This window comes from Deltaproteobacteria bacterium (assembly GCA_016218975.1).
Classification (GTDB): Bacteria; Desulfobacterota; Deferrimicrobia; order Deferrimicrobiales; family Deferrimicrobiaceae; genus JAENIX01.
Window position 1 is genome coordinate 1 of the sequence record JACRCO010000004.1, and the last position, 23,613, is coordinate 23,613.

At 62.5% G+C, this 23,613-nt stretch carries 23 protein-coding genes and 2 riboswitches; of the genes, 1 reads left to right on the plus strand and 22 read right to left on the minus strand.

The features are described 5' to 3' along the window. Nucleotides 1-1,574: 2-isopropylmalate synthase (locus HY896_00835; protein MBI5574890.1), on the minus strand; the 1,574-nt coding region annotated here is incomplete at its 3' end. A gap of 247 nt (nt 1,575-1,821) precedes the next feature. Then, nucleotides 1,822-2,526: a DUF502 domain-containing protein gene (locus HY896_00840; GenBank protein MBI5574891.1), complete on the minus strand. Its 705-nt coding sequence runs from the start codon at nt 2,524-2,526 to the stop codon at nt 1,822-1,824. Nucleotides 2,527-2,572: 46 nt separating this feature from the next. Between HY896_00840 and HY896_00845 the strand changes: the two genes are divergently transcribed. After that, a complete protein-coding gene (locus HY896_00845) occupies nt 2,573-3,637 on the plus strand; it encodes a mannose-1-phosphate guanylyltransferase (GenBank protein MBI5574892.1) in 1,065 nt (354 codons plus the stop codon). A gap of 16 nt (nt 3,638-3,653) precedes the next feature. On the opposite strand, the gene HY896_00850 is transcribed toward HY896_00845, so the two are convergent. The 20 genes from HY896_00850 to HY896_00945 form a co-directional block, all read right to left on the minus strand. Continuing rightward, nucleotides 3,654-4,136: a transcription elongation factor GreA gene (locus tag HY896_00850; protein ID MBI5574893.1), complete on the minus strand. Its 483-nt coding sequence runs from the start codon at nt 4,134-4,136 to the stop codon at nt 3,654-3,656. Between the two features lie 13 nt (nt 4,137-4,149). Continuing rightward, complete coding sequence (locus tag HY896_00855) at nt 4,150-4,668, minus strand: ferritin family protein (GenBank protein ID MBI5574894.1); 519 nt, start codon at nt 4,666-4,668, stop codon at nt 4,150-4,152. 49 nt (nt 4,669-4,717) lie between these two features. Then, complete coding sequence (locus HY896_00860; protein MBI5574895.1) at nt 4,718-5,140, minus strand: hypothetical protein; 423 nt, start codon at nt 5,138-5,140, stop codon at nt 4,718-4,720. A 444-nt stretch (nt 5,141-5,584) separates the two neighbouring features. Then, nucleotides 5,585-6,862, minus strand: coding sequence for a serine--tRNA ligase (gene serS / locus HY896_00865; GenBank protein ID MBI5574896.1), 1,278 nt, complete (start codon nt 6,860-6,862; stop codon nt 5,585-5,587). Then, on the minus strand, nt 6,850-7,908 hold the full coding sequence (gene mqnC / locus HY896_00870) for a dehypoxanthine futalosine cyclase (protein ID MBI5574897.1): 1,059 nt from the start codon (nt 7,906-7,908) through the stop codon (nt 6,850-6,852). Before mqnC ends, serS begins: the two co-directional genes overlap by 13 nt. Continuing rightward, nucleotides 7,887-8,978, minus strand: a complete 1,092-nt coding sequence (gene mqnE / locus HY896_00875) for an aminofutalosine synthase MqnE (GenBank protein ID MBI5574898.1) — start codon at nt 8,976-8,978, stop codon at nt 7,887-7,889. The genes mqnC and mqnE overlap by 22 nt, the downstream gene beginning before the upstream one ends. Then, nucleotides 8,950-11,415 (minus strand): GAF domain-containing protein, encoded by a 2,466-nt coding sequence (locus HY896_00880; GenBank protein ID MBI5574899.1) that lies wholly within the window; start codon nt 11,413-11,415, stop codon nt 8,950-8,952. Before HY896_00880 ends, mqnE begins: the two co-directional genes overlap by 29 nt. 17 nt (nt 11,416-11,432) lie before the next feature. Then, a complete protein-coding gene (glgA, locus tag HY896_00885) occupies nt 11,433-12,896 on the minus strand; it encodes a glycogen synthase GlgA (GenBank protein ID MBI5574900.1) in 1,464 nt (487 codons plus the stop codon). A 19-nt stretch (nt 12,897-12,915) separates the two neighbouring features. Next, nucleotides 12,916-13,911, minus strand: coding sequence for a galactose-1-phosphate uridylyltransferase (gene galT / locus HY896_00890; protein ID MBI5574901.1), 996 nt, complete (start codon nt 13,909-13,911; stop codon nt 12,916-12,918). A 62-nt stretch (nt 13,912-13,973) separates the two neighbouring features. Continuing rightward, on the minus strand, nt 13,974-14,330 hold the full coding sequence (dksA, locus tag HY896_00895; protein ID MBI5574902.1) for an RNA polymerase-binding protein DksA: 357 nt from the start codon (nt 14,328-14,330) through the stop codon (nt 13,974-13,976). A 125-nt stretch (nt 14,331-14,455) separates the two neighbouring features. Further along, nucleotides 14,456-15,199 (minus strand): energy transducer TonB, encoded by a 744-nt coding sequence (locus HY896_00900; protein MBI5574903.1) that lies wholly within the window; start codon nt 15,197-15,199, stop codon nt 14,456-14,458. A 79-nt stretch (nt 15,200-15,278) separates the two neighbouring features. Beyond that, nucleotides 15,279-17,210 (minus strand): TonB-dependent receptor, encoded by a 1,932-nt coding sequence (locus HY896_00905; protein MBI5574904.1) that lies wholly within the window; start codon nt 17,208-17,210, stop codon nt 15,279-15,281. 23 nt (nt 17,211-17,233) lie between these two features. Next, nucleotides 17,234-17,449: riboswitch (cobalamin riboswitch) on the minus strand. Then, complete coding sequence (locus HY896_00910; protein ID MBI5574905.1) at nt 17,442-18,230, minus strand: ABC transporter ATP-binding protein; 789 nt, start codon at nt 18,228-18,230, stop codon at nt 17,442-17,444. It overlaps the preceding riboswitch by 8 nt. Then, entirely contained in the window at nt 18,227-19,231 is a 1,005-nt protein-coding gene (locus HY896_00915; GenBank protein ID MBI5574906.1) for an iron ABC transporter permease, read from the minus strand. The genes HY896_00910 and HY896_00915 overlap by 4 nt, the downstream gene beginning before the upstream one ends. Then, nucleotides 19,228-20,199, minus strand: coding sequence for an ABC transporter substrate-binding protein (locus HY896_00920; protein ID MBI5574907.1), 972 nt, complete (start codon nt 20,197-20,199; stop codon nt 19,228-19,230). The genes HY896_00915 and HY896_00920 overlap by 4 nt, the downstream gene beginning before the upstream one ends. A gap of 89 nt (nt 20,200-20,288) precedes the next feature. Next, nucleotides 20,289-20,503: riboswitch (cobalamin riboswitch) on the minus strand. Nucleotides 20,504-20,888: 385 nt separating this feature from the next. Beyond that, nucleotides 20,889-21,425 carry a hypothetical protein gene (locus HY896_00925; protein ID MBI5574908.1) on the minus strand — a complete coding sequence of 179 codons (537 nt, stop codon included), beginning with the start codon at nt 21,423-21,425 and terminating at the stop codon, nt 20,889-20,891. Continuing rightward, nucleotides 21,426-22,616, minus strand: coding sequence for an MBL fold metallo-hydrolase (locus tag HY896_00930; protein ID MBI5574909.1), 1,191 nt, complete (start codon nt 22,614-22,616; stop codon nt 21,426-21,428). 142 nt (nt 22,617-22,758) lie between these two features. Then, nucleotides 22,759-23,178 (minus strand): hypothetical protein, encoded by a 420-nt coding sequence (locus HY896_00935; protein ID MBI5574910.1) that lies wholly within the window; start codon nt 23,176-23,178, stop codon nt 22,759-22,761. A gap of 2 nt (nt 23,179-23,180) precedes the next feature. Continuing rightward, entirely contained in the window at nt 23,181-23,474 is a 294-nt protein-coding gene (locus tag HY896_00940; protein ID MBI5574911.1) for a hypothetical protein, read from the minus strand. Nucleotides 23,475-23,477: 3 nt separating this feature from the next. Then, nucleotides 23,478-23,613 (minus strand): hypothetical protein (locus tag HY896_00945; GenBank protein MBI5574912.1); only part of this gene is annotated, 136 nt, incomplete at its 5' end.

Sequence of the window (23,613 nt, forward strand, 5' to 3'; positions counted from 1 at the left end):
AGCGAGGCGGCGGGCGCCTTTCCGCGCGGCTTCCCCCCCTTCTTGCGCGAGGTCTTCTCCCGTTCCTCGGCGGCGACCCAGCGGTTGATCGCCGATATGTACGCCTTCACGGCCGCCTCGATGATGTCGGTCGAGCTGGCCGCGCCCGCGAAGATCGTCCCGTTGGTCCTTATGCGGACGGTCGCTTCCCCGATCGCATCCTCGCCGGAGGTTATCGCGTTCAACCCGAAGTTGAGGAGCTCGAATTTCTGCCCGACGATCCGTTCGATGCACTGGTAGGCGGCGTCGATAGGCCCGTTCCCGGTGGCGGCCTCCTCGATCACATCGCTGCCGCGGCGCACCCGGAGTGCGGCCATCGGCGTGGCCTTCGTTCCCGACAGGATCTGGATGTGCTCGAGGCGGTAGGTCTCCGGCACCTTGAACAGCTCTTCCTGCACGAGGATCTCCAGCTCCTCGACCTTGACCTCCTTTTTCTTGTCGGCGAGTTCGAGGAACTTTTGATAAACGGCATCCACCTGCGCATCGCTCAGCGTGTGGCCGAACGACGAGATATGGTGCTTGAGCGCGGCTCGCCCGGACCGGGCGGTCAGGGCGAAGGTGTGGGCGGATACCCCCACGTCCTCCGGGCGGATGATCTCGTAAGTGGACCTGTCCTTGATGATCCCGTCCTGGTGTATGCCGGAGGAATGGGCGAACGCGTTGGCCCCGACAATCGCCTTGTTCCGCTGCACCGGCAAGCCCATGAGCGCGGAAACCATTTTACTGGTCTTCGAAATCTCCTTCACGTTGACGGCGGTCTGGAGGTTCCCGAAGACCTCTTTCCTGGTGCGAAGCGCCAGGACCACTTCCTCGAGCGCCGCGTTTCCGGCCCGCTCTCCGATTCCGTTCACCGTAACTTCAGCCTGCCGCGCGCCTGCGAGGATGCCCGCCAGGGTGTTCGCGGTGGCAAGCCCGAGGTCGTTGTGGCAGTGCATCGAGATCACCGCCTTGTCCAGCGCCGGTACCTTCTCCTTGAGCCGCCGGATCCTCTCCGCCATTTCGATGGGCGTGGCATACCCCACCGTGTCGGGGACGTTGATCGTCGTCGCCCCCGCCCTTACGATCGCCTCCACGGAGCGGCAGAGGAATTCGAAGTCCGTGCGCGACGCGTCTTCGGTCGAGAACTCCACGTCCTGGCAGAGCGAACGGGCGTACTTTACCGTGTCCACGCACCACTGGAGGATCTTATCCCGGTCGGAGCGGAACTTCTTCTGTATGTGGATGTCCGATGTCCCGAGAAAAGTGTGGATGCGGGGTCTCTTCGCAACCTTAACCGCTTCCCAGAGCGTGTCGATGTCCTTCCGCACCGCCCGCGCGAGCCCCGTGATGACCGGCCCCCTGACGACGCGCGCCACCTCGCGGACGGCCTCGAAATCCCCGGGCGATGACGCCGGGAACCCCGCCTCGATGATGTCCACGTTCAATGCGGCCAGCTGCTTCGCGATCTCCACTTTCTGCTCCTTGGCCAGCTTGGCGCCGGGGACCTGCTCGCCGTCCCGCAACGTCGTGTCGAAGATGAAAACCTTGTCCGCCATTTCGACTCCTCCTTTTCCTGCAATGATTGAAAAAAAAATCAGCCGCCGGGAGAAAGATTCCCGGCGGCCTTGAAAAACAAAAAGGCCGCGGGAACCTTGCCGGTTCCCGCGGCCTGTGTCGAGCGTATCAGTCTATCGCGTCACGCGCTCGCACGGCAGCGGGCCGGCCCCGCAAGTAGGGCCAGTAGAGCGAGTCCGCCGGGCATGAGGATATATTGCGCGTACGCCGTCGTTTCCATCGTGCCTTTCAGGTTACGGACGAGGGTCCTTGCTTGTCAAGTCCAATTTCGTGTGCCGTATTTCCGCCGGCGCCGTTCAACGGAAGGATATCCGGAATCCCCCCCGGCAGGCCGGAGGTCCCCTGGAATGTCCGCGGAGCGGCGATACCGCCCGACACGAGGATCTTCACCCCCTGCTCCACGGTCATGTCGAGGACGCACGCCCTCTCCTCCGGGATGAAAAGCACCTCTCCCAGGTACAGGTTGTTGGTCGGAACGAAGACGACGGCGAGAGGCTTGCCTTCCTTCTCTACCGTCCCGGTCCGGAAAGCCAGGGCGTAGGAGCCTTCTTTCGGATATTCGACCAGGAGCACCTGACGGAACGACCGGGTGCTGTCCGGGGAAAACGCGTTCGTAAGCTGCTTGATGGTGGTATAAATCGTCCGGTAACCCGGGATCCGGTCGATCAGCCAGTCGATTCCCTCGAGGATGCGCGCCCCGACCACGTTCCGGGCGAACAAACCCACAAGGAAGATGATAAGCAGCCCCGCGAGAAAGCCGGCGCCGGGGACGCGCTCCGCTCCGGGAAAAATCGCGCCGGCGATCCCTTCGATCAGGGGCGAAAAGAAACGGTCCACCTTCTGGAAAAACCAGACGAGGATCCCCACCGACAGGACAAGGGGAACCGTCACGAAAATGCCGGTCACGAAACTCTTTTTGAGGTCGATGCGCACGGAGTGTATTCTATCTCAAGATTTCGAAGGCGCGGAGGCTTTCCCCATGGACCACGTGGTCGTGATGGCGGGCGGGTCCGGAACCCGCTTCTGGCCCGAGAGCCGGGTGCGCCGCTCCAAGCAGTTCCTCGATCTGACCGGGCACGGCCCGATGATCCGCGAAACGATACGGCGGATGTTCCCGCTCCTGCGAAGGGAAAACGTGTGGGTGGTGGCCTGCGAGAAGGACGCGCCGCACCTGTCCCCGCGGACCCTCGGCATTCCGGGCGGGAACATCATCCTGGAGCCGGAAGGAAAAAATACCGGTCCCGCAGTGGCGCTGGCCACCGCATGCATAGCGCGCCGCGACCCGGCGGCGGTGATCGCCGCAGCTCCCGCCGATCATGCCGTCGCCGACGAGCGGGGCTTCCGCTCGGTGCTGGGAAAAGGGTTCCGCGCGGCGGGACGCACCGGGAAGTTCGTAACGATCGGGATATCCCCCACCCATCCGGCGACAGGATACGGTTATATCGAAAGGGGGGCTCCCTTCGCGGGGAAAGAGGAAGGCATCTACAACGTCCGGCGGTTCACGGAAAAGCCTGACCTTGCCACGGCGAAAAAGTTTTTGAGAACCGGACGGTTCTCCTGGAACAGCGGCATCTTCCTTTTCCGCGCAGACACTTTCGGCGACCGGCTGAAGCGCTTCCTTCCCGAAATCCATGAGGCGATCGACGCCGCGTTCCGTCCCTCCGGAAAATCGGGGTTCCCGGGACGGCTTAAAACCGCGTACAGGCGGATGCCGTCGATCTCCATCGACTACGGGATCCTCGAGAAGGAGAAGGGCATCCTTGTGATCCCGGCGGATTTCGGCTGGAACGATCTCGGCACGTGGCGGTCCCTCCACGAGTTCCTGGGAATACCGGGGGAGAACGTCGCATTCGGCGACGCGGTGCTTCTCGAATGCAGCAATTCCTTCGTCCGGACGGACCGCGGGGTGGTCGCAGTGACGGGCATGAAGGATGTGGTGGTGGTTCGAAGCGGCGACGCGGTCCTCGTATGCCCCCGCGACCGATCGGAGGACGTGAAGCGCATAGTTGAAGAGGTGCGCAGGAAATTTCCGCACCTCTCCTGATGCGCCGGTTTTTATGCTATTCGAAAATCGTGCCGGTGATGGTGACGAACTTCCGTACTTCGAGCTCGAAAGTGCCTTTCGGTATCGAAACCGTCACCGAATCGCCCACCTGCCGGTTCAGCAGCGCCTTTCCGACGGGCGCAGCGATGGATATGAGGTTCCGCTTGCCGTCGGCGACCTCCGGGATAACCAGCGTGTAGCAGGCCGTCTCCCCGGTATCGAGGTTGTCGACCGTCACGACGCTTCCCAAACCGACGCGATCCGCAGGGATGCCGGACACGTCGATACGGGAAAGATCCGCGAGCCGCTTCTGGATCTGGCCCATCCGGGCCTGCAGCGTGGACTGCCGCTCCTTGGCGGCGTGGTATTCGGCGTTCTCGGACAGGTCGCCGTGCGACATCGCGGCGCTTATCTCCTTCGGCAGCTTGACCCGGAGTTCCACCTCGATCTTCTGCGCTTCTTCCTCCAGTTTTTCTCTCGCCTCCCTTAGAAAATCCAATCCGGTTTCCCCCTTACTGCTCCATGGTAAATTCCTGCATGTCGAACCAGAATCCGTTCTGGCCGATCGAATCCACTTCGGCCTTCAGTATCCTGGCATGCATGTCCTCTTCCCCGGCCAGGGAAAGGAACATCTCCTTCGCTTCCTTCGACGCGGCATCCCTGGCCATATCGAGGTACGCCCTGTTCGCGGCGATCTCCTTGTCTATGGCGATCTCCAGGATACGGATTTCATCCGCGCGCGCAAGTTTCCCCGGATCGATTTTCTCAAGTTTTGCGCTTTTCGTCATCACCGCAGCAATCGTTTCCGCGCCCTCGGCACGGGGAATCACCCAGGATTTCCCCTCGAGAAAGGATATCAGGTGGTCCTCAAGCTTGTTCATGTGCCCCACCTCGTCCGATGCGAGATTGATGAGCACGTTTTTCGCCTTGACGTCCTTGATGACCTTGGCCAGTTGCAGGTAGGTCGCGATCGCCTCCTTCTCCTTGTCGATGGCGGTGTGGATGACCTTTACGATTTCGGGTGCCTGCATCAGCGTGTCCTCCTTTTCGGCAGGGTGTCGGTCCGATGGGGGTGCCGTCTCAATGGAAAACGAGCTTGCCGCCGTAATGCCCCTCCACGATGCAACCCGCGACGCAGCCGAAAAGCAGGCCGCCGCGAAGCCAGCCCAGGCCAGAGAGCGGCAGCTGGTCGATTCCCGGCACGAGCGTTCGCAACAGCACGGCGCAAAGGGAGAGCCCGAACAGGACGAATCCGGTAACGATCTTGATCTTGAACACCGAAGTCATGTACCCCTTGTACCTGATCTTCCAGTCCAGGTAGCCGGAAATCATCGTAAACGGCGTCGCGGCCATCCCGAAAGAAGTCATTAAATGGGCCCCCCTCTCGAAATTCACGATACCGGTCGCAAGGTAAAGGACGAAGGACGCGGCCGCCGCCGGGAAGAGCGCCTGGGGGAAATGGACGAGCATCGGATGGAAATACCACCCTTCCGGAACCTTCACCCCGGCCGCCCTCCCAGACTGTATTGGAAATTATTGGGGGTTTTAGCCCCCCACGCCGTCCGTGAAATTCGATGCTCCCCGCACGTTAACGTTTCGCAGGTTTATCGTGCACTGAAATATCGTTCAGTGATTGTGGGAGGCCAGGTTACGGTCAATCCGGCAGAAGGAAGAAAAGCTCCCTGGGCGCGTCGCAGACGGGGCACCGCTCCGGCGGCTCCTCGCCTTCGTGGATGTAACCGCAGATTGTGCACTTCCAGCGTTTCATATGGATAAAAATTGTACCAGACCGCCGCGGGGGGCGCCGCAATTTGTTCGTGCCAAAACCGGGACGGGACATCGGGAATCAAATTCAGTGCGGATAAGGAGATCGCCGAAATCCCCGGCATAGGGATAATCACGCCGACACCCTTGAGGCGTTTCCGGGCGTCAGGCAACCCTTGCGCATCACCGTTTGACGATCCTGTCCATTCCTCCCATGTAGGGCCGCAGGACCTCGGGGACGGCTACCGAGCCGTCCTCCTGCTGGAAGTTCTCGAGCACCGCGACGACGGTGCGCCCTGCGGCAAGGCCTGAGCCGTTCAGCGTGTGCGCGAGCCGGGTCTTGCCGGATGCCCCGTCGCGGAACCGTATCTTCGCGCGCCTCGCCTGGAAGTCGGTGAAGTTGCTGCAGGAGGAGATCTCGCGGTACCGCTTCTGCGACGGCAGCCAGACTTCGAGGTCGTACGTCTTGGCGGAGGAAAATCCGAGGTCCGCCGTGCAGAGCGCCACCACCCTGTACGGCAGGCCGAGCCGCTGCAGTATCGTTTCCGCATCGGCGGTCAGGGACTCCAGCTCCGCCCACGATTGCTCCGGCCGGCAGATCTTCACCAGCTCCACCTTGTTGAACTGGTGCTGCCGGATCATTCCCCTGACGTCCTTGCCGTACGAGCCCGCTTCCGCCCGGAAGCAGGGGGTGTAGGCCGTCATCTTGAGGGGGAGGGAATCGCCGGGGAGGATTTCATCCCGGACGACGTTCGTCACGGGCACCTCGGCGGTCGGGACGAGGAAGTAGTCGGTCCCCGCCACGCGGAAGAGGTCCTCCTCGAACTTCGGGAGTTGTCCCGTGCCGAAGAAGGAAGCCGAATTCGCCATGAACGGGGGAAGCACCTCCGTGTAGCCGTGCTCGCGAGTGTGGACGTCCAGCATGAAGTTTATGAGCGCGCGCTCCAAAAGCGCCCCCGCCCCCTTGCTCAGGCAAAACCGCGCGCCCGCGATCTTCGCCGCCCTGTCGAAATCGAGGATGTCCAGCCCCACGCCGATGTCGACGTGGTCCCTCACGGGGAACGGGAACCCGGCCGGGGTCCCCCATGTCCGAACGACGGCGTTGTCCTCCTCCCCGGCCCCATCGGGGACCGTTGCATCGGGGACGTTCGGGATGGAGAGCAGCGCATCCTCCATCTGCCGCTCCACCTCCGGCAGGCCCGCCTCCATTTCCTTGATGCGTGCGGCGACCTCCTTCATCTTCTCCATGAGGGACGAAGCGTCCTTCTTTTCCCGCCGCAGGCGGCCGATCTCCTCCGATGCGGCGTTCCGTTCCGCGCGCAGGGTCTCCACGCTCACCAGCAGGTCCCGCCGTTTCCGGTCGAGTTCCACGAACCCCTCGAGTCGTGCCGCGGAGCGCCTGCGCCGAAGCGCCTCCTCCACGGCGTGTATGTTCTCCCGGACGAATTTCAGGTCGAGCATGGCAGTCCCTCCCGTTTCACCGGCCGGAATCCCGCGTCGCGGATCGCGGCGGCTATCTCTTCCTCCGACATCCTGTAGGAGACACCCGCCGAGGCGACGACGTTCTCCTCGATCATCGTGCTGCCGAAATCGTCCGCGCCGAAGAAGAGCCCCGCCTGCGCGACCTTCGCTCCCTGCGTCACCCATGACACCTGGACGGTGGGGATGCCCGGCAGCAGGATCCGGGACGCCGCCAGGACACGAAGGTACCCGACTGCATGGTTGAATCCCGCCGCAGCGCTCTCCGCGTACGACGGATCCTCCGACAGGGCCGTGTTACCCGACTGGAAGGTCCACGGGATGAAGGAGGAAAAGCCCCCCGTCTCCTCCTGGAGCTCCCGCACGCGAAGCAGGTGGCGCGCGATCGATTCCGCCGTCTCCACGCTTCCGAACATCATCGTGGCCGAGGTCCGCAACCCCTGGCGGTGCGCCTCGCGCATCACGGCCGCCCACTGCTCCCACCCTATCTTCCGGGGGCTGATCCTGCGCCGAACTTCGTCGTCCAGGATCTCGGCGCCGCCGCCGGGGATGGAATCAAGCCCCAGGGCTACGAGCCGTGAGATGACGTCCCGGATGGAAATCCCGGAACGGATCGCGAAGTGCCACACTTCCGGCGGGGAAAAGCCGTGAAGACGGATGGGGTGCCGCTTGACCGCCCGGACAAGCCGCTCGGCCTCCTCGATCCCCCAGTCGGGGTGCAGCCCCCCCTGGAGCAGGACCTGCGTCCCGCCGAGAAGGAGCGTCTCCTCGATCTTCCTCCAAAGGATCTCTTCGGAAAGCACGTAGGCGTCGGGATCGGACTTGTCGCGGTAGAAGGCGCAGAAGGAGCAGCCGCACGCGCATACGTTGGTGTAATTGATATTGCGGTCCACGATGTACGACACCGCCCCGTCCGGGTGAAGCCGCCGCCGCACTTCGTCCGCCGCTCTCCCCAACTCGAACAGCGGCGTGTCCCGCAACATCCGGACCGCCTCGTCCAAACCCGTCATGCCGCGCCTTCCGGCCATTCGCGCACGACGTTGTAGAGCGTGTCCCGCTCGACGGGCACGCGTCCCGCCTGCCGTATCATCGTAACCAGCTCGGAGACCGTCATCTCCTGGCCCGCCTGCGCACCGGCTGCATGGGTGATACGCTCCTCCACCACGGTCCCGTCGATGTCGTTCACGCCGAAATGGAGGGATATCTGGGCAAGCTTCGGTCCGACCATGATCCAGAAGGATTTGACGTGCCTGAAGTTGTCGAGGTAGAGCCGCCCCACCGCGAGCGCAAGGAGGTCCTCCAGCCCCGTCGTGTATCCCTTGGCGATCTGGGTGTTTTTCGGATGGAACGCCAGCGGGATGAACGACTGGAACCCGCCCGTCCGGTCCTGGAGCTCCCGCAGACGGCGCAGGTGGTCGACCCGGGACTCCGGCGTTTCCACGTGCCCGTAAAGCATGGTCGCGTTGCTGCGCAAGCCCGCCGCGTGCACCGCCTCCATAACCTCGAGCCAGCGGTCGCCCGAAATCTTCTCCGGGCAGATGCTGTTGCGCACTTCGGGCGCGAAAATTTCCGCACCGCCTCCCGGCAGGCTGCCGAGCCCTGCTTCCTTCAGGCTGCGGATGACTTCATCGAGCGGCATACCGGTGATCTTCGAGAAATAGTCGATCTCCACGGCGGTGAAGGCCTGGATGTGCATCGCGGGAAACCGTTCCGCAAGCGTCCGCAGCATGACGAGGTAGAAATCGAACGGCAGGTCGGGGTGCAGCCCTCCCACTATGTGAAGTTCCGTCGCCTTCTGCTCCTGCGCCTCTTCCGCCCTGCGCAGGACTTCCTCCATCGTCATCGTGTACGCGAGGGGCTCTCCCTTCGTCTTGCTGAAGGCGCAGAACCGGCACCGGTTGACGCAGATGTTGGTGGGATTGATGTGCCGGTTTACGATGAAGTACACACGGTCCCCGTTCTTCCGCCGGTTGGCGAAATCCGCCATCTCGCCGACCGACAGGACATCCCGCGTCCGGTACAGCGCAAGCGCGTCCTCCTCCGAAATGCGCCGCCCCGCCTCCACCTTGTCACGGATGGTTTTTAGCACCGCCTCCACCTTCCCCTCCGCCCCTGCTCATCTGCTCGAGGATCCGCTCCTCCGCGCCCGCCTCCTTCGGAACGCGCGGCAGGAAGACCGAAAAGGTTACCCCTTTCCCTTCCCGGTTGTCCAGCTGGATCGTGCCCCCGTGCTTTTCCACGATCGTGTGGACTATGGGAAGCCCGAGGCCCGTTCCCTTGGTTTTCGTGGTGAAGAAGGGATTGAAGATGTTATGGACCACGTCGTACGGAATCCCGCCGCCCGTGTCGCCGATGAGAAAAACGACTCCGTCGCCTTCGTCCGGCGTCGCCTGCCGCGTAGCCACGGTGAGTTTGCCGCCTTCTTCCATCGCCTGGATCGCGTTGGACAGGAGATTCCACAGGACCTGCCTGAGCTGGTCCGGATCGACGGATATGGACGGAAGATCCGCGGACAGATTCAGGTCCGTGTGTATCCCGGCCTCTTCCAGATCCTCCCGGAACATGGCAAGAACTTCCTTGATCTCGTCGTTCAGGTCGATCTGCCTGCGGGCGGGGAGGACATCCCTCGAGAAGTAAAGCGTCTGCCGGATGATCCGTTCCAGCCTCTGGGCCTCCTTCAGGATGATCCGGGTGTACCGGGTGTAGGTGGCGCCGTCCGGATCCTCCCCCTGCCCTTTCCTCGCCAGGCGCGCCGCGAAGCCGCCGATGACGGTCAGCGGGTTCTTGATCTCGTGCGCGATCTTGGCGGCCATCTCTCCGAGCGCCGCCAGCTTCTCGCTCTGCACCAATCGGCTCTGCATCGCCCGCAGGTTCTCCAGTGCGTTTTCGAGATCTTCGTACAGCGAGGCGTTCTCCATGGCGAGGCACGCCTCCGAAGCGAACATCGTGAGGATCTGGATATCCTCGTCCGTGATTTCCCTCTCGCGGAACTGGTTGTCCACGTAGATCACACCGCGGGCTTCGTCCTTGAATACGAGCGGCACCGCGGCGAATGAGCTCGGATGTTTGCCGCAGAACATCTGGGGGGAGCCGGGGACCGACTGCCCGCATCCCGTTTCCGTCCGCACCGCCTTCCTTTCGCGCACAGCTTTGGCCACAAGGCATTCGGAGCCGTACAGCGGAATGGAAAAACGCTCCGCGTCCGGCCAGAGCGGATACCGTGTATCTTCGCCTTTGCCCCCGGTCTCCCCTTCCGCCGAAAACCCCGGGGACGAGGATGCGGCCCGGCGGGCTTCCCTCCTGTCCTTCGGTCCGACTCCCATCCGTCCCATAAGTCCGTCGCCGTCCTCCGTCACCATGAAAAGGATCGCCCGGCTGAAGTTCAGGCCGGCGGGCGAGGTGAGGGAGCGCATCATGATCTGCAGAAGCCGCTCGGTCTTCACCGTGGACATCAGGGCGCGCGCCACGTCGTAAAGCGTGGAGAGCTGGCGGACCTTGACCTGGTTCGCGTGCGCAAGCGCCTGCGCGTCCTGGTACATCGTCGAGTTTTCGATCATGTTGGCGAGCTGGCTGCAGATCGTCTGCATCAGGTTCACCACCTCCATGTCGAAGGCGATGTCCGGGGACCCGGAGTAGTAACTGATGACGCCGAGCGCCTTCCCCTTCGACACGATCGGAAGACCGAGGAAGGAGGTTATCCCCTGGCGCGTGAGGGGGAGATACATGGGGGAATCTTCCGGACCGTTGACAAGAAGGGGACGCTTCTCCCGGAAGATCTGGTTCGCCAGCAACTTGCCGTGCGCGCGAAGCTCACGCCGCATCCCCGGCCGCGAATATCCTTCGTCCACCATGACCTTCAGGGCGCTGCTGCCGTCTCCGGCCAGGCGTACGGTACACCCTTCCGCCTGGAGAAGCCGCAGGGTGGTTTTCGCCACGTATGCGAGTATATCCCTCACATGGAACGTGGACGTGATCGCCCGCCCGATCTCGTTCAGCGTGATCAGCTCCGAAACGCGCTTCCGCGCGTCGTGGTAAAGGCGGCTGTTGCGGATCGCCCCGGCGACCTCGGTCGCGACGATGCGCAGCAGGTTCACGGTCTCCTCGGTGTATTGCGCCGGTGCATGCGTGGAAAAGTTCATCACGCCGTAAAGGTAAACGTCGTCCATGACGGGGACGGCGAGGATCGAGGCGAAGTCCCGCTGTTCCTCGGTTACCGCAAGCGACGGCGGATCGCTGCGCACGTCCGGGAAGAAGACCGGGACGCGTTTCTGCAGGGCCTTTCCGGCGACGCCTTCTCCCGGCCGGATGCGGAATTCGAACATAGCGCTCTCTTCGGTCTGGACGCAGGAGGAGATCCAGGGAAGCAGGTTCTCCCCGCGGCGCTCCCGCCGGTTGATGCAGACGCAATCCGCTCCGGTCTCCCGGGACAGGAGGTCGCAGATGTACTTGAGCCGGTTTTCGATCAGGATGTTCGAGTTGGAGATCTCGATCACCCGGGAAAGAAGCTCGATCCGCTTTTCGAGGCTGGTGTCCATCGGACAAGTTTATCGTTTCAGGCCTGCCGGCCCCTTTTCCTCAGCGCCTTTTCGTACAGCGACACGTACTCCCGCGCCGAGGGTCCCCAGGAGAAATCCGTTTCCATACCCCTGCGGACGATACCTTTCCATCTCGGGCAGTCGGCATAGGCGGCAAGCGCGCGGGACACCGCGTCCTTCAGATCGTCAGCCTCGTACCCCGCGAACGTGAACCCGGTGCCTCCCTCGGGGTCGCGGTCCGCGTCTATCACCGTGTCGGCGAGCCCGCCCGTCCGCCGGACGATCGGTACCGTGCCGTACCGCAAGGAATAGATCTGGTTCAGCCCGCACGGCTCGTAACGCGAGGGCATAATGTAAATGTCGGCCCCTGCTTCTATCTTGTGGGCCAGGCGGTTGTCGTAGGCAAGCCGCACGGAGATCGTGTCGGGATGCCTCTTTCCCAGCTCCGCCATCGCTTCCTCGTACGTGCGCTCACCGAACCCCAACAGTACGACCCGCACCGGCTGAGCGGCCAGCCATTCCCCTATCTCCGACAGGAGATCAAGGCCCTTTTGCGCCGTCAGACGACCCACCATGCCGATGACCGCGTCCTTCACCGGGCCGTTCCAGCCGAACTCCGCGAGAAGGTCCGCTCGGCAAGCCTCCTTGCCCGAAAGGTCTTCCTTCCGAAAAGGGGCGGCTATCAATCCGTCCGTAGCCGGATTCCATTCGTCGTCGTCGATTCCGTTGATGATCCCGTACAGGTCCGCGCGCCGCTCGTACAGCACCCCCTCGAGCCCGTAACCGTACTCGGAGGTCTGGATTTCCCGGCTGTAGGTGGGGCTGACCGTGGAGAGGATGTCCGCGAACACGAGCCCCGCTTTCATCAGGTTCAACTTGCCGTAGAACTCGAGCTTCTGCGGCGTGAACAGGTCCCACCCGAGCCCCGTCAGCGGCAGGTCGTGGTTCCAGAAGAGCCCCTGGTACCCCAGGTTGTGGACGGTGAAGACCGTGCCGGCGGAACGGACCGCCTCTTCCTGCAGGTAAAGCGTCCTGGCATAGGTGGGGATGAGCGCGGTCTGCCAGTCGTTGCAGTGCAGGACGTCGTACCTGCGCCCGGTGCGGACCAGCCACTCCATGACCGCCCGGCAAAAGAAGGTGAAGCGCTCGCAGTTGTCCGCGTATTCGCCGTCCTTCGTCCCATAGAAGTATTCCCTGTCGAAGTACCGGTCGTTCCGGACGAGATAGGCGCGCACGCCGTCCCCCGCGTCGGTTTCCTCGACGGAGCCGGTCTCCTCCTTGTGCCCCAGCGGCACCCGGATCGGCGGCCCCGCCTGGGTCAAGGGGAACCGTGTCCGATCGACCGCCCGGTATAGGGGAAGAATGCAATCGGCCTCGACGCCGGTGCGCCGCAGCGCCCGGGAAAGCGCCCCGGTAACGTCCGCCAGCCCGCCGGTTTTCGCGAAAGGAACGATTTCGGAGGATGCGATAAGCACCTTCATGGCTTTCCCCCCGTGATCCTCACTCGGGCAGTTCGCGCATGTACTTGGCCGATTCCTCCGGCGGAGTGGGGTTGATGTAAAAGCCCGACCCCCACTCGAACCCGGCCACCTTCGTCAGCTTCGGCATGATCTCGATGTGCCAATGGAAAAAATCGGCGGCCCTTTCCTCGAACGCCGCGCTGTGAACGATGTAATTGAACGGGGGGTTTTCGAGCGCCAGGTTGAGACGGCGCAGCGTGCGGCGGAAGATGGATGCAAGGGACCGGGACTGGTCCCGCTCTATCATCTCGTAGGCGCACTGGTGGCGCTTCGGGATGATCCAGGTTTCGAAGGGAAACCTGGGCGCGTAGGGGGCGCAGGCGAGGAACTCGCCGTTCTCCTCGACGATGCGCACCTTCTGCTCCATCTCCTGCACGATGATGTCGCAGAGCAGGCACCGGTCCCGGAAACGGAAGTATTCACGGCACCCTCCCATCTCCTCGATGACGCGCTTGGGCACGACGGGAAGGGCGATTAACTGGGAATGGCTGTGGGAAAGCGACGCGCCGGCTGCGGCTCCGTGGTTCTTGAAGACGATGACCGACTTGAACCGCCGGTCCCTCTTCAGGTCCAGCATGCGCTCCCGGTACGCCCAGAGGACGTCCTCGAACCGATCCTCGGGAAGGTTGAAGAGGTCGACATCGTGCCGTTCGGTTTCTATCACGACCTCGTGGGCGCCGAGGCCGTTCATCCGGTCGTAGATTCCGTCCCCCGCCTTGCCCAGGTCGCCTTCGATCCTGAGAGCGGGGAACTTGTTGGGGACCACGCGGAGCGTCCACCCTTCTTCGTTCGGAGAGCCGCCGTGCCGAAAGGCGAGGATCTCGGGAGGGGTCATCCGCTCGCTCCCAGGGCACAAGGGGCACATGCCTTCCCTGCGGACCGGCTGCTCCTGTGGATATTCGTGGGGGCGCTTCGCGCGTTCGGTGGAAATGATGACCCACCTGCCCACAATGGGATCTTTCCGCAGCTCAGTCATGCATCCTCCGGGCGAGCGGGGAAGGGTCTAACCAGCATATCTGAATTGGGAGGTCGAAGGGCTTATCTCAGTTCTTCCTCTTCGGCGACGATCTTGCAGTCGATGCACATGGTGGTCATCGGACGCGCGATCAGACGTTTCGCCTCGATATCTCCGCCGCACCCCTCGCAGACGCCGAACGTCCCGCTGTCGATCCGCTTGATCGCTTCCCTTACTTTCACCAGGAGCTTCCGTTCACGGTCGCGGATCCGCAGGGTGAAGTTCCGGTTCGATTCGAGGAGCGCGCGGTCGGTGGGATCGGGAAAATTGTCCTCCGGCACGCCGGTCATGTCGGATACGGTTTTCCCCGCCTCCGCCAGGATCTCGTCCATCTGGCGCTGGAGTTCCCCCCGGCACTTTTCCAGGACCCTACGGTCCATTCCCTGCCCCCGAAGAACTATACTACCGAGTTAATAATCTATCCTTTTTCCGGGAGAGGTGCAAAGCAACTGTATTTAACCCGCCCCTGGCAAGAAAGGCGGATCAGGGAGTGTGCCGCTGAGAGTTACCTGAGGAAGAACCGGACCGGCACCTCGAACCAACCCGGGCGGGAAGGAAGGGGGGCTGCACTCGTCACCCCCGTCCGCGCGGCCTCGTCGAGCACCCGCGCCCCGCTGCTGCGGGCAATTCGGATCTCCCGCGGCATCCCTCCATCTCCGACGCGTATCCGCAGGACGACCTCCCCTTCCTGGCCGCGCCGTACCGCTTCCTCCGGGTAGACGATGCGGGACTCGATCTTTTCCCTCAGCAGGCCGATCTCCCTGCCTTCTCCTCCGACGGCGCCGCCGGGGATTTCTCTGCCTGATACCGAAGCATCCTTCCACCCGTCTGCGTGGCTGAACGCGGGACCGGTCCCGCCGCCGGCCGACGCCGGGCCGGCCGATGCCGGGGAGGGTGCGATAGCGGCAACGCGATCGGGAAATCGATGGGAAGCCGTTTGGGAAGGAACCAGTATGGAGGCGGAAGCCGGCGGAGCCGAAGGCGGCAACGACGGCAGGGCGATATCCCTGGCGATCGGGGCGGGTGACTCCGGTGTCGTTACCGCCGGGGCCCGAGGGGCAGGCGTCGCGCCCCCCCGAACCCCGGCGGTCGTTCTTTCCGCATGGACTCCTTCCGCCTTTGCCGTCTCGACCAGGACGACCTGTACCGCTCCCGGAAACCCCGGCCCCGCCGCGGCGCGAATAAACAGGAGGAGGAAGGCGAGGAGCGCAATGTGCCCCGCAACCGATCCGATGAGCGGCCATTTCATGGCAGCCGCCCCGTTTCCAGCCCCTTCTTTTGTCACTTCCCGAACCGCCGTCATACTTCCTTTGATTCCCTCACTCCCGTCAGATTTTCACCTCGGCGCCGATGATGAAGTTGAACCGGGGCGCGGGAAACTCGATCCGCTCCTGGTACGTCCGGTCGAGGAGGTTCTGGATCTTCCCCGTCAGCGCGATCTCCCGGATTTCCGCCCCCTGGACCGCCCACCTGTATCTCGCATATGCGTCCACCCGCGCATAACCGGGACGGCGCGTCGCCGTGCCGTTCACCGGGGCGTCGATCTGGTCGCTCTCGATCTGCCAGTCCAGCCGCGCCAGAAACTGCGGCGCCGGAGTCAGGAGAAGTGTGGTCACCGCCTTGTGTCTCGGAATCCCGATGATGCGTTTTTGGCTCGTTCCGTCCCACGTGTCCGACCATGTGTAGGAAAATGCGGCCTCGACCCTCGGCGAAAAGATGAAAGTAACCTCGGACTCTATTCCCCGCGAGAAGGAGTTGCCCTTGTTGCGCAACTGCCCGAAGCCGAGCGGCCCCGGAACGGAGGAATCGAACTGGATCAGGTCCGTGAAAGCCTGGTAGAAATAAGTACCTGTGACCTTTCCCCGCTTCCCGGCGAACGGGACATCCGTCCCCGCTTCGTAGGAAACCGTCTTCTCCGGCTTCAACGCCTGGTTGCCGACGAAAACATCCCGCTTCTCCGAGATCGTGGGCACGCGGAAACCTCGCCCGACGGCAGCCCGGATTCTCACGCCCCGCTTGCCGAATTCCCGGAATGCAGCAGCTTTCGGATTGAACTGCGTCCCCGCTTCCGAATTCCTGTCGAGCCGGGCGCCGAGGCTCAATCCCGCCCGCTTCGACGGCCGGAATTCCTGCTGGAGAAAGAGTGAACGATTGAAGGTCGACGCGACGAGATCGGTATCTCCGAAATTCGATCGGAAGGTGTCCGAGGCACGGTCCTTCTCGTACTCCACCCCCGCGAACGTCGTGGAAACGGGACCGGGGGAGAAGCGTCCCTGCAAGCGGAAATCCATCTTCCGCGTCCTGGTGGTGTCGTCGAACACGAAAGGGAAAAGCTCACCGGCATCCGCGGGATCCTCCTCGCGGAAAAATTCGTCGAAGATCATTCCGGAGGCCGAGAGAGTCAGCATTTTGGAGACTTCCGTCTCCCATCGGACTCCCGAAAGGAATCCTCGCCGGTCCAGCCTGTGGTTGACATCCCGCGGGTTCCCGAAGTCGATCGGGATCCCCTTTTCCTGGTCCGTTGAAAGGACGATTGCGTGCACGCGGCTGTTGCCACCCACCCTGGTCTCGCCGGTTCCCAGGAAGGAAACGAGGTTCGTGCCGTCATTGGGGAGTATGCCGTCGCTTCTCCATGCTCCCGTCCCGAGGTGAAAGTTTCCGTCCTTCCCCGCTCCTTGAGCGTTGGCGTTCCCTTGAACCGTGCCGAAGCTTCCTCCCGCGACGCCCAATCCGTATTGCCGCCCCGTTTCCCCTTTCCTCGGAATAAGGTTAACCACGCCACCCATGGCGCCGGAGCCGTACATGGCGCTCTGCGCGCCCCGGATCACTTCGATGCGCTCGAAATCGCCCGCCGGCAACGATCCGATGTCGAACGATCCCAACGTCGGGCTGTTGACGGGGAATCCGTCGATCATCACGAGTGTGTGCGCAGCCAGGCCTCCGCGGATCTTGATGTTCTCGCGGTTGCCGGGGGACCCGGTTCGTTGGACGTCGATGCCCGGGATCCCTCGGAGGACGTCACCCGCCACCTGGGGATTCTTCAATTCGATGTCCTCTCGCGTCACCACGCTCACCGCCGACGGCTGCTCGGAGACCCTCTGCTCGATGCGAGTCGCGGTGACCACGATCGGATCGAGCCGCGTCGCTTCGTCCGCCCGCGCGTTCGCCGGCATCCCGGCAGCCGCTGCGGCAAAGGCGATCGCCGCAGCCATTCCCTTCCACCTGCGTGCAGAGCCGAACCTTCCCATAGAGCCTTTCATTTCTCCTCCTCTCCCTCGAAGGGGATGTATTGAATTTGGGCGGCCCGGGTCTTCTGGCTTCCGGCGTCCTACTCCCTGCGCCTTCCCGGGAACGTTTCTCCCAGTGGCATGCCGCAGGTTTCGTTCCGGATACAGATGCGGGGCAGCGGCGGATTCTCACCGCCTTCTCCGGTTCCGATCCCCCCGGTCTCAAGCGGAGCATTTCCCCGCAGACCGGTACTGCAAACATGTTTATCTCCTTCGTAACGGAGTCACGCGGACCGCGCCGGTCGTGGGATTTCTGTCGCATGCCACTTCCATCCCGTACGCTTCCCGGATGTTCTCCGGCGTCAGGACATCTTCCGGTTTCCCCGACGCCATTACCCTGCCCGCGGACAGGAGGATGATCCTCTCCCCGTATTCCGCGCAGAGGGAAAGATCGTGCGAGGCGACCAGCGCCCCGATGCCGCACTTTTCTTTCAGGCTCGTCACGATTTCGTAGAAGTCGACCCGGTGGCGTATATCCAGGAAGGCCGTCGGCTCGTCAAGTAGCATCGCCTGGGCTCCCTGGCAGATCGCCCGCGCGACGGCGGCGCGCTGCCTTTCTCCCGCCGAGATCTCGCCGAGGCCGCGGGAGCGCAGCTCGATCAGCCCGCACATTTCAAGCGAGCGTTCCACCTGATCCCGGTCTTCCGCACCGACTCCGCCGAAAAAACCCTGGTGAGGGAAACGTCCGAGGGCGATGTACTCCTTCACGGACATGGGAAAGTCGACCGGCGGGTCCTGTCCAACCACCGACAGGAGCCGCGCCATTTCTCTCCTGCCGTAGGAAGACGGCGGACGTCCGAGCAAAGCCACCTCCCCCGCACCGGGGTGAAGGAGCCCGGAAAAAATATTGAGAAGCGTGCTCTTCCCTGCGCCGTTCGGCCCGATCAGTATCGCGACCTCGCCTTCCATCACTTCGAGGTCCAGTCCGGACAGGACTTCCCTGTCCCCGTACGCGAAACGTATCCCTCTCGCCGAAAGGAGCGCGGCGCTCACGGCTTCCCCCCGTTGCGGCGCAGCAGGTACAGGAAAAACGGCGCGCCGGATAACGCCGTAACGGCGCCAACCGGCAGTTCTCCAGACGGACTTACCGTCCGGGCAACGACATCCGCGAGGATCAGGAACGTCGCTCCCAGCAGAAACGCGGCGGGAACCAGCCGCCGGTGGCCGGACCCGACAAGGACCCTTGCCCCGTGCGGGACAATAAGCCCGACGAACCCGATCAAGCCCGATACGGCCACGACGCATCCCGCTAAAAGCGATGCCGTTACATAAGTTACGGCTTTAACCTTCTCCACCGGCAATCCGGCCTGGAACGCCGCGTCGTCCCCCAGGAGCATAAGGTCCAGCCCGCGCGAAAGCAGGAACATGACCGCTGTCCCGGCGGCGACGTAAGGGAGAAGAACCGCGACCCGGTGCGACGTCCCCATCCCGAGATCCCCCATGAGCCAGTAGACCGCCCCGGGGATCTTTCCCGGCGGAGCGAGCGCGACCATGAGCATGATGAGAGCGTTCAGGAATGCGCCCACGATCACTCCCATGAGGATCAGCCGCTCGCGCGAAACGCCGCTGCGGCGACGCGCAAGCAGGAATACGGCGGAGGCTGCAAGGGCGGCTCCCAGAAATGCGCAGAAGGGCAGCGGAAGAATGGCATCGCCGGTCAGAAGCAGCGCAGCCGTGAGCGCCCCTACCGCAGCCCCGGCCGATACCCCCAGGATGTAGGGATCGGCGAGCGGATTCCGCAGCAGGGCCTGGAAGGCCACGCCTGAGGATGAGAGCGCCCCTCCGACAAGAAGCCCCAGCAGAGCGCGCGGCAACCGCAGCGACAGCACGATCCGCTCCGCCGTTTCCGCAGAGGGATCCGCAGCGCTCCCGCCGAACAGTGCCTCGACAACCTGCCGCAGCGAAACGGGCGCGGGGCCTGCGGCCAGCGAAAGCGCCGTAGCGCCGAGCGCGGCGGCGCCCAGCAAGGCGATGACGGGACCGGTGCGCTTCATTTCTTTTTTGTCGCCCCTCCCGTGTCCGGTGGACCGGAATGCCGCTTCCTCCACTCATTGATCGCCCGCGCCACTTCTTCCAGGGCGGCCACCATGCGCGGGCCCGGCCGGGTGACCAGGTCGCCGTCGAGGGAGAGCACTTCGCCGTCCCGGAATGCGGGAATCTCCTTCCACCGCGTCACCTCGTCGGGGAACCTTTCCACTCCTTCCATCGCGGCGATGAAGATCAGGTCGGGACGCGCGGCAAAGAGGCTCTCGGTGGTAAGGCGCGGATACCTGCCCGCGAAAGCAGCGGCGGCGTTGCTGCCTCCGGAGAGGGCCAGGAGTTCGTCCATGAACGTCCCCTTCCCTGCCGCGATGATGGGGGAAGTAGATACAGCGAAAAGCACGCGCGGGGAAATGCCGCGCTTCCCGCGGGCGGCGGCCGCTGCCCGGTTTCGCAGCGCATCAGCCTCCCGCTTTCCCCGCCCCGGAACGCCAAGGAGCGCGCCTGTCCGCTCGACTGCCGCGTATATCCCTCCCAGGTCCTGCGGAGACAAGGCGAAGCAGGGGATCCCTATCTCCTCGAGTGCCCGGATCTTATCCTTCGGATTGCCGTCGGTGGTGCAGAGGACAAGATCCGGCCTTGCGGCGACGATTCTCTCCACGTCGGGATCGGCGATTCCCCCGATCTTCGGAAGCGACGCGGCCTGCGGCGGATAATTGCAATACCTGGTGACGCCGGCGAGTCTCCCTTCCTGTCCCAGGAGGAAGACGATCTCGGTCAGGCTCGGCGCGAGGGAGACGATGCGCTGCGGCGCAGCGCGGAGCCGAACGGCCACGCCGCGGTCGTCCTTTCTTTCCAGGGGGAACGCAGCGCGCGCCGCGCCGGCATGACACGCGTATGCCAGAAAAATGACGACGAAGATCGCAGCGGCCGTGCCGGCCGCCGTGTTTACCACCCACGCCTTGTCCTGTTTTCGCCCCAAAAGAAAACCCCCAGCCCCTTCTCCTTTGCAGGAGAGAGATTGGGGGAATAACACGCCCGACGCCCCGACCCTTCGCCCGCGAAAGGTTATCCGGGAAAATCCTGTCGGGCCGGTCTCCTGGCTTCCGGCTGCTAACCTACTTTCCGCGCCTTCCCGAGGTCTTAAGTCCCCCGGTGGCTTAGGCCCGTATCACTCACCAGGCCACTTGCGGATTTCGTCGCCGGTTACAGTTGCGGGGCAGCGATGGATTCGCACCATCTTCCCTTTTTGCCTGTCCTTAGGCGCCCGACTGGAACTTCCAGTATGTCGTTACATTCTGAATCGCGGGGAGACCGCAGTCAAGTCTGCATGTTGCAGAGTACCTGATACCGCCCCGCTACCCGGAGGGTTCGGCAGTTTGAGACCCCGCAGGAATTTTTTTATCGCACCTGGCGCATGGATATTCTTTTTCTTCAGCTTCCTCGGCGGATATAGGGTCCGAGAAACCCCTCCTCATCGCGATCTCCTCCGCCGCCGTCATGCAATCCCGGCAAACCGGGTCCTTGGCGATCCAGGCCCCCACCGGTGGCTTCGTACCCATCCCGGGCGCTATATGCAGCGGTTGCGTCCAATGCGGAACGTCCTTCGGCCCATTTTCTTTTTTCACCTTTTGGATCTCCCTTGTTTCGGATCCTCCGTCATCATTGTCCCTACCAGTCTTCCTTGAACGGAAGGATGGTGTCGTAATGCTTTTCGTAGTCTACGGGATTGTGAAGTTTTCCCCCTTTTTCACGGAGCAGGTCGTTGATGGCGTGATGGGCGTACGAGAGGGCCCGGTCCATGAATTTTACGGATTCGAAAGGTTCCGCATCCGGAGCCGCCACGGCCAGTTCCGCACGGGACAGATCGATGTTCTTCAGCGCCGCTCGGGCTTCCACGCGAATCGCCGCCTCCTTTACCATCGAGAGAAGACGGGCAATTCGCCCATAGGCATTCCTGACATCGAACACCTCCGCGTCCATCTTTCTCCATTTCCCGAAATAGATCTTGTCGTGAAGGGAGCATAATTCGGGATACGGGGTATCGGAATACGGACATTCGAGGGGAGCCTTGAAACCGGATTCCCGATATTCCCTTTGCTCATCGGTAAACACGAATTTGCATGCGGGGCAGCGGAGGGGGCGTTCCATGGCGCCGACCTTTCGGGTTGGGCCGACGCGAAGCGCCTCCTGGCCCATTCTCCTCATTCATCCCTTCTTCCTCTGCAGCTCTTCCTTGAATCTCCCCACGAACTCCGTCCTGAAATGATCGATCTCCATCGCCTCGTCGTAGTCACCGGCGAGATAGAGGGCCATCCCTTTATAAACCAACGCGTCTTTCGCTCCGGGACAAATTCTTATCGCCTCGTCGAAAAAGCAGACGCTATCACGGTACCTGCCAAGCCCCATAAGCGCGTATCCCCTTCCCGTCAGCGCGAAAAGATCTCCTTTCTCCTGCAAGTGGGCTTTTTCCAGCTTGTCGAGGGTGACAAGCGCCTCATGGAACCGCCCGAGGTCGCTGAGACAAGAGGATTGCAACCGGAGAGCCCTTCTGTTTTCCGGGTCGAGGACCAGCTCCCTGGCGCAGCAATATACCGCCTCTTCCAGGCACCCCCTTTGCGCAAGCGCCGTCGCTCCTTCGATCCAGGGGGTTTTCGCCGTTGCTTCGACCCCGATGAATTTCATCATCAGGCCCTCGTAGGTTTCCTCGATGACCTTCCTGCCCGACGAAACCACGGGGAATCCATGACCGGGCAATACGTTTTCGATGTCCTTTCCGAGCAACGCCCTTACTCCGAACAGATAATGATCCAGCCTTCCTCCGGCATGTTCATCCGGTTCGACCATGGCGTGGGGCAACACCGTATCCCCGGAAAAGACGGTTTTGCTCGATGAATGATAGAGGCATATGCCGTCGATGGTATGCCCCGGCGTGTGGATCACTTCCCAATCGAGCCCGCTGATATCGAGGGTCTCTCCGCCCCGGACCTCCGTGACGCGGCAGCCGGATTTCCTGACCATGTCTTTGAGCTCGCGGGGGCTCGCTTCATGGAGAATGAGCTCGAAACCGCCGTTTTCAACAATGGCCGGATACGATCGCAGAAGATCGAACACTCCCATCGCGTGATCGCGGTGGCCGTGGGTAACGACGATTTTTTTGACGTCCGCCGGCATGTGCCCTCGCGCGCAGAGCTCGATAAAGGCCGTGTAATCGTTGCCGGGATCCACGATCGAGAGATACGTTCCCTCCACGACGTAAACGTTCGAGGAAAATTCGTATCCGGGCAGGAAGAGAACTTTTTCGAAAAAGGGGTCTACCGCGTTGAGAAAACCCGTCAGCGGCAGCCAACCGGGATGCTTCCTCTCCCACTCGTGCGAGGATTTCCCGTTCTCCGTCATATCCACTCGGCTCCTTGCCTCAATCGGCCCGTAAATGGTTCCCCCTCCCCCGGTGCGGTCAGGCCGGGAGAGGGGGGATGAGGAGGGGAAGGAAAAATCCCGGCGATCGCGTGAAGCCCCGCCGCCGGAATTTCCCCGGGCCTCATTCGATATAGCCCACCTTGTACTCGAGCTTCATTTTCTCCTCGGGCCACCACTTCACGCTCGTCTTTTCCTGGCCCGGATAGACGGCGTTATCGCCGATCTTTTCCACGAGGAGCTCCAGGAAATGGAATGCCGTCAATTTGTACTTGCTGATCACCTCCGACGGCAGAAGGACGGCAAGGCCCGACTCCTTGGCCGTCTTCCAGTTGAAGCCGTCATTCGGGGAGGCGATCTTTTTCCCTTCACCATCGTAAATCGCGAGGACCTTCCCTGAGACCGGGGTCCCCGGCTTGACACCGAGTTCTTCGTACAGTTCATCCGACAGGTGCCACCACAGGCCCCGCTCCCCCGTCTTCACGTATCCTCTCACGAGTATAGGGTCGAACCCACAGACGCCCACACGGCATTTCTCAGGCATATTTATCCTCCTTTTGCGGAAAGCCGCTTTGCCTCCATTTCCCCCAACGTGTCCCGAAGGTCCTCCACCTGCATGTAGCAGCTCTCCATGAATTCCCGAATCTCCGACGGATTGAGGTATCCACACTCGTACATTCTTCTTATGTAAGGGGATATGTGGGTCTCGATCTCTTCCATGAGCTCTTGAGGCAGATACTCCCATCCCCCATCGGGGGGCGCCCAACCGAGATAATCCTTTTTCCAGTTGAGCACCATCCCCTTGAGCGTTTCCAGTTCCTTGCGAACGTTTTCTTCCATGGGTTAAAACTTCTTCGGGGTATAGATCCCCTTTTCCATGGCGTAGCACTTCTTGATTACGTTGAAATCCGTGATGCACCAGTAGAAGGGCCAGTGGATCATCGTGCACCAGCCGATGAGGTCCGTGGGCGGGAACTTG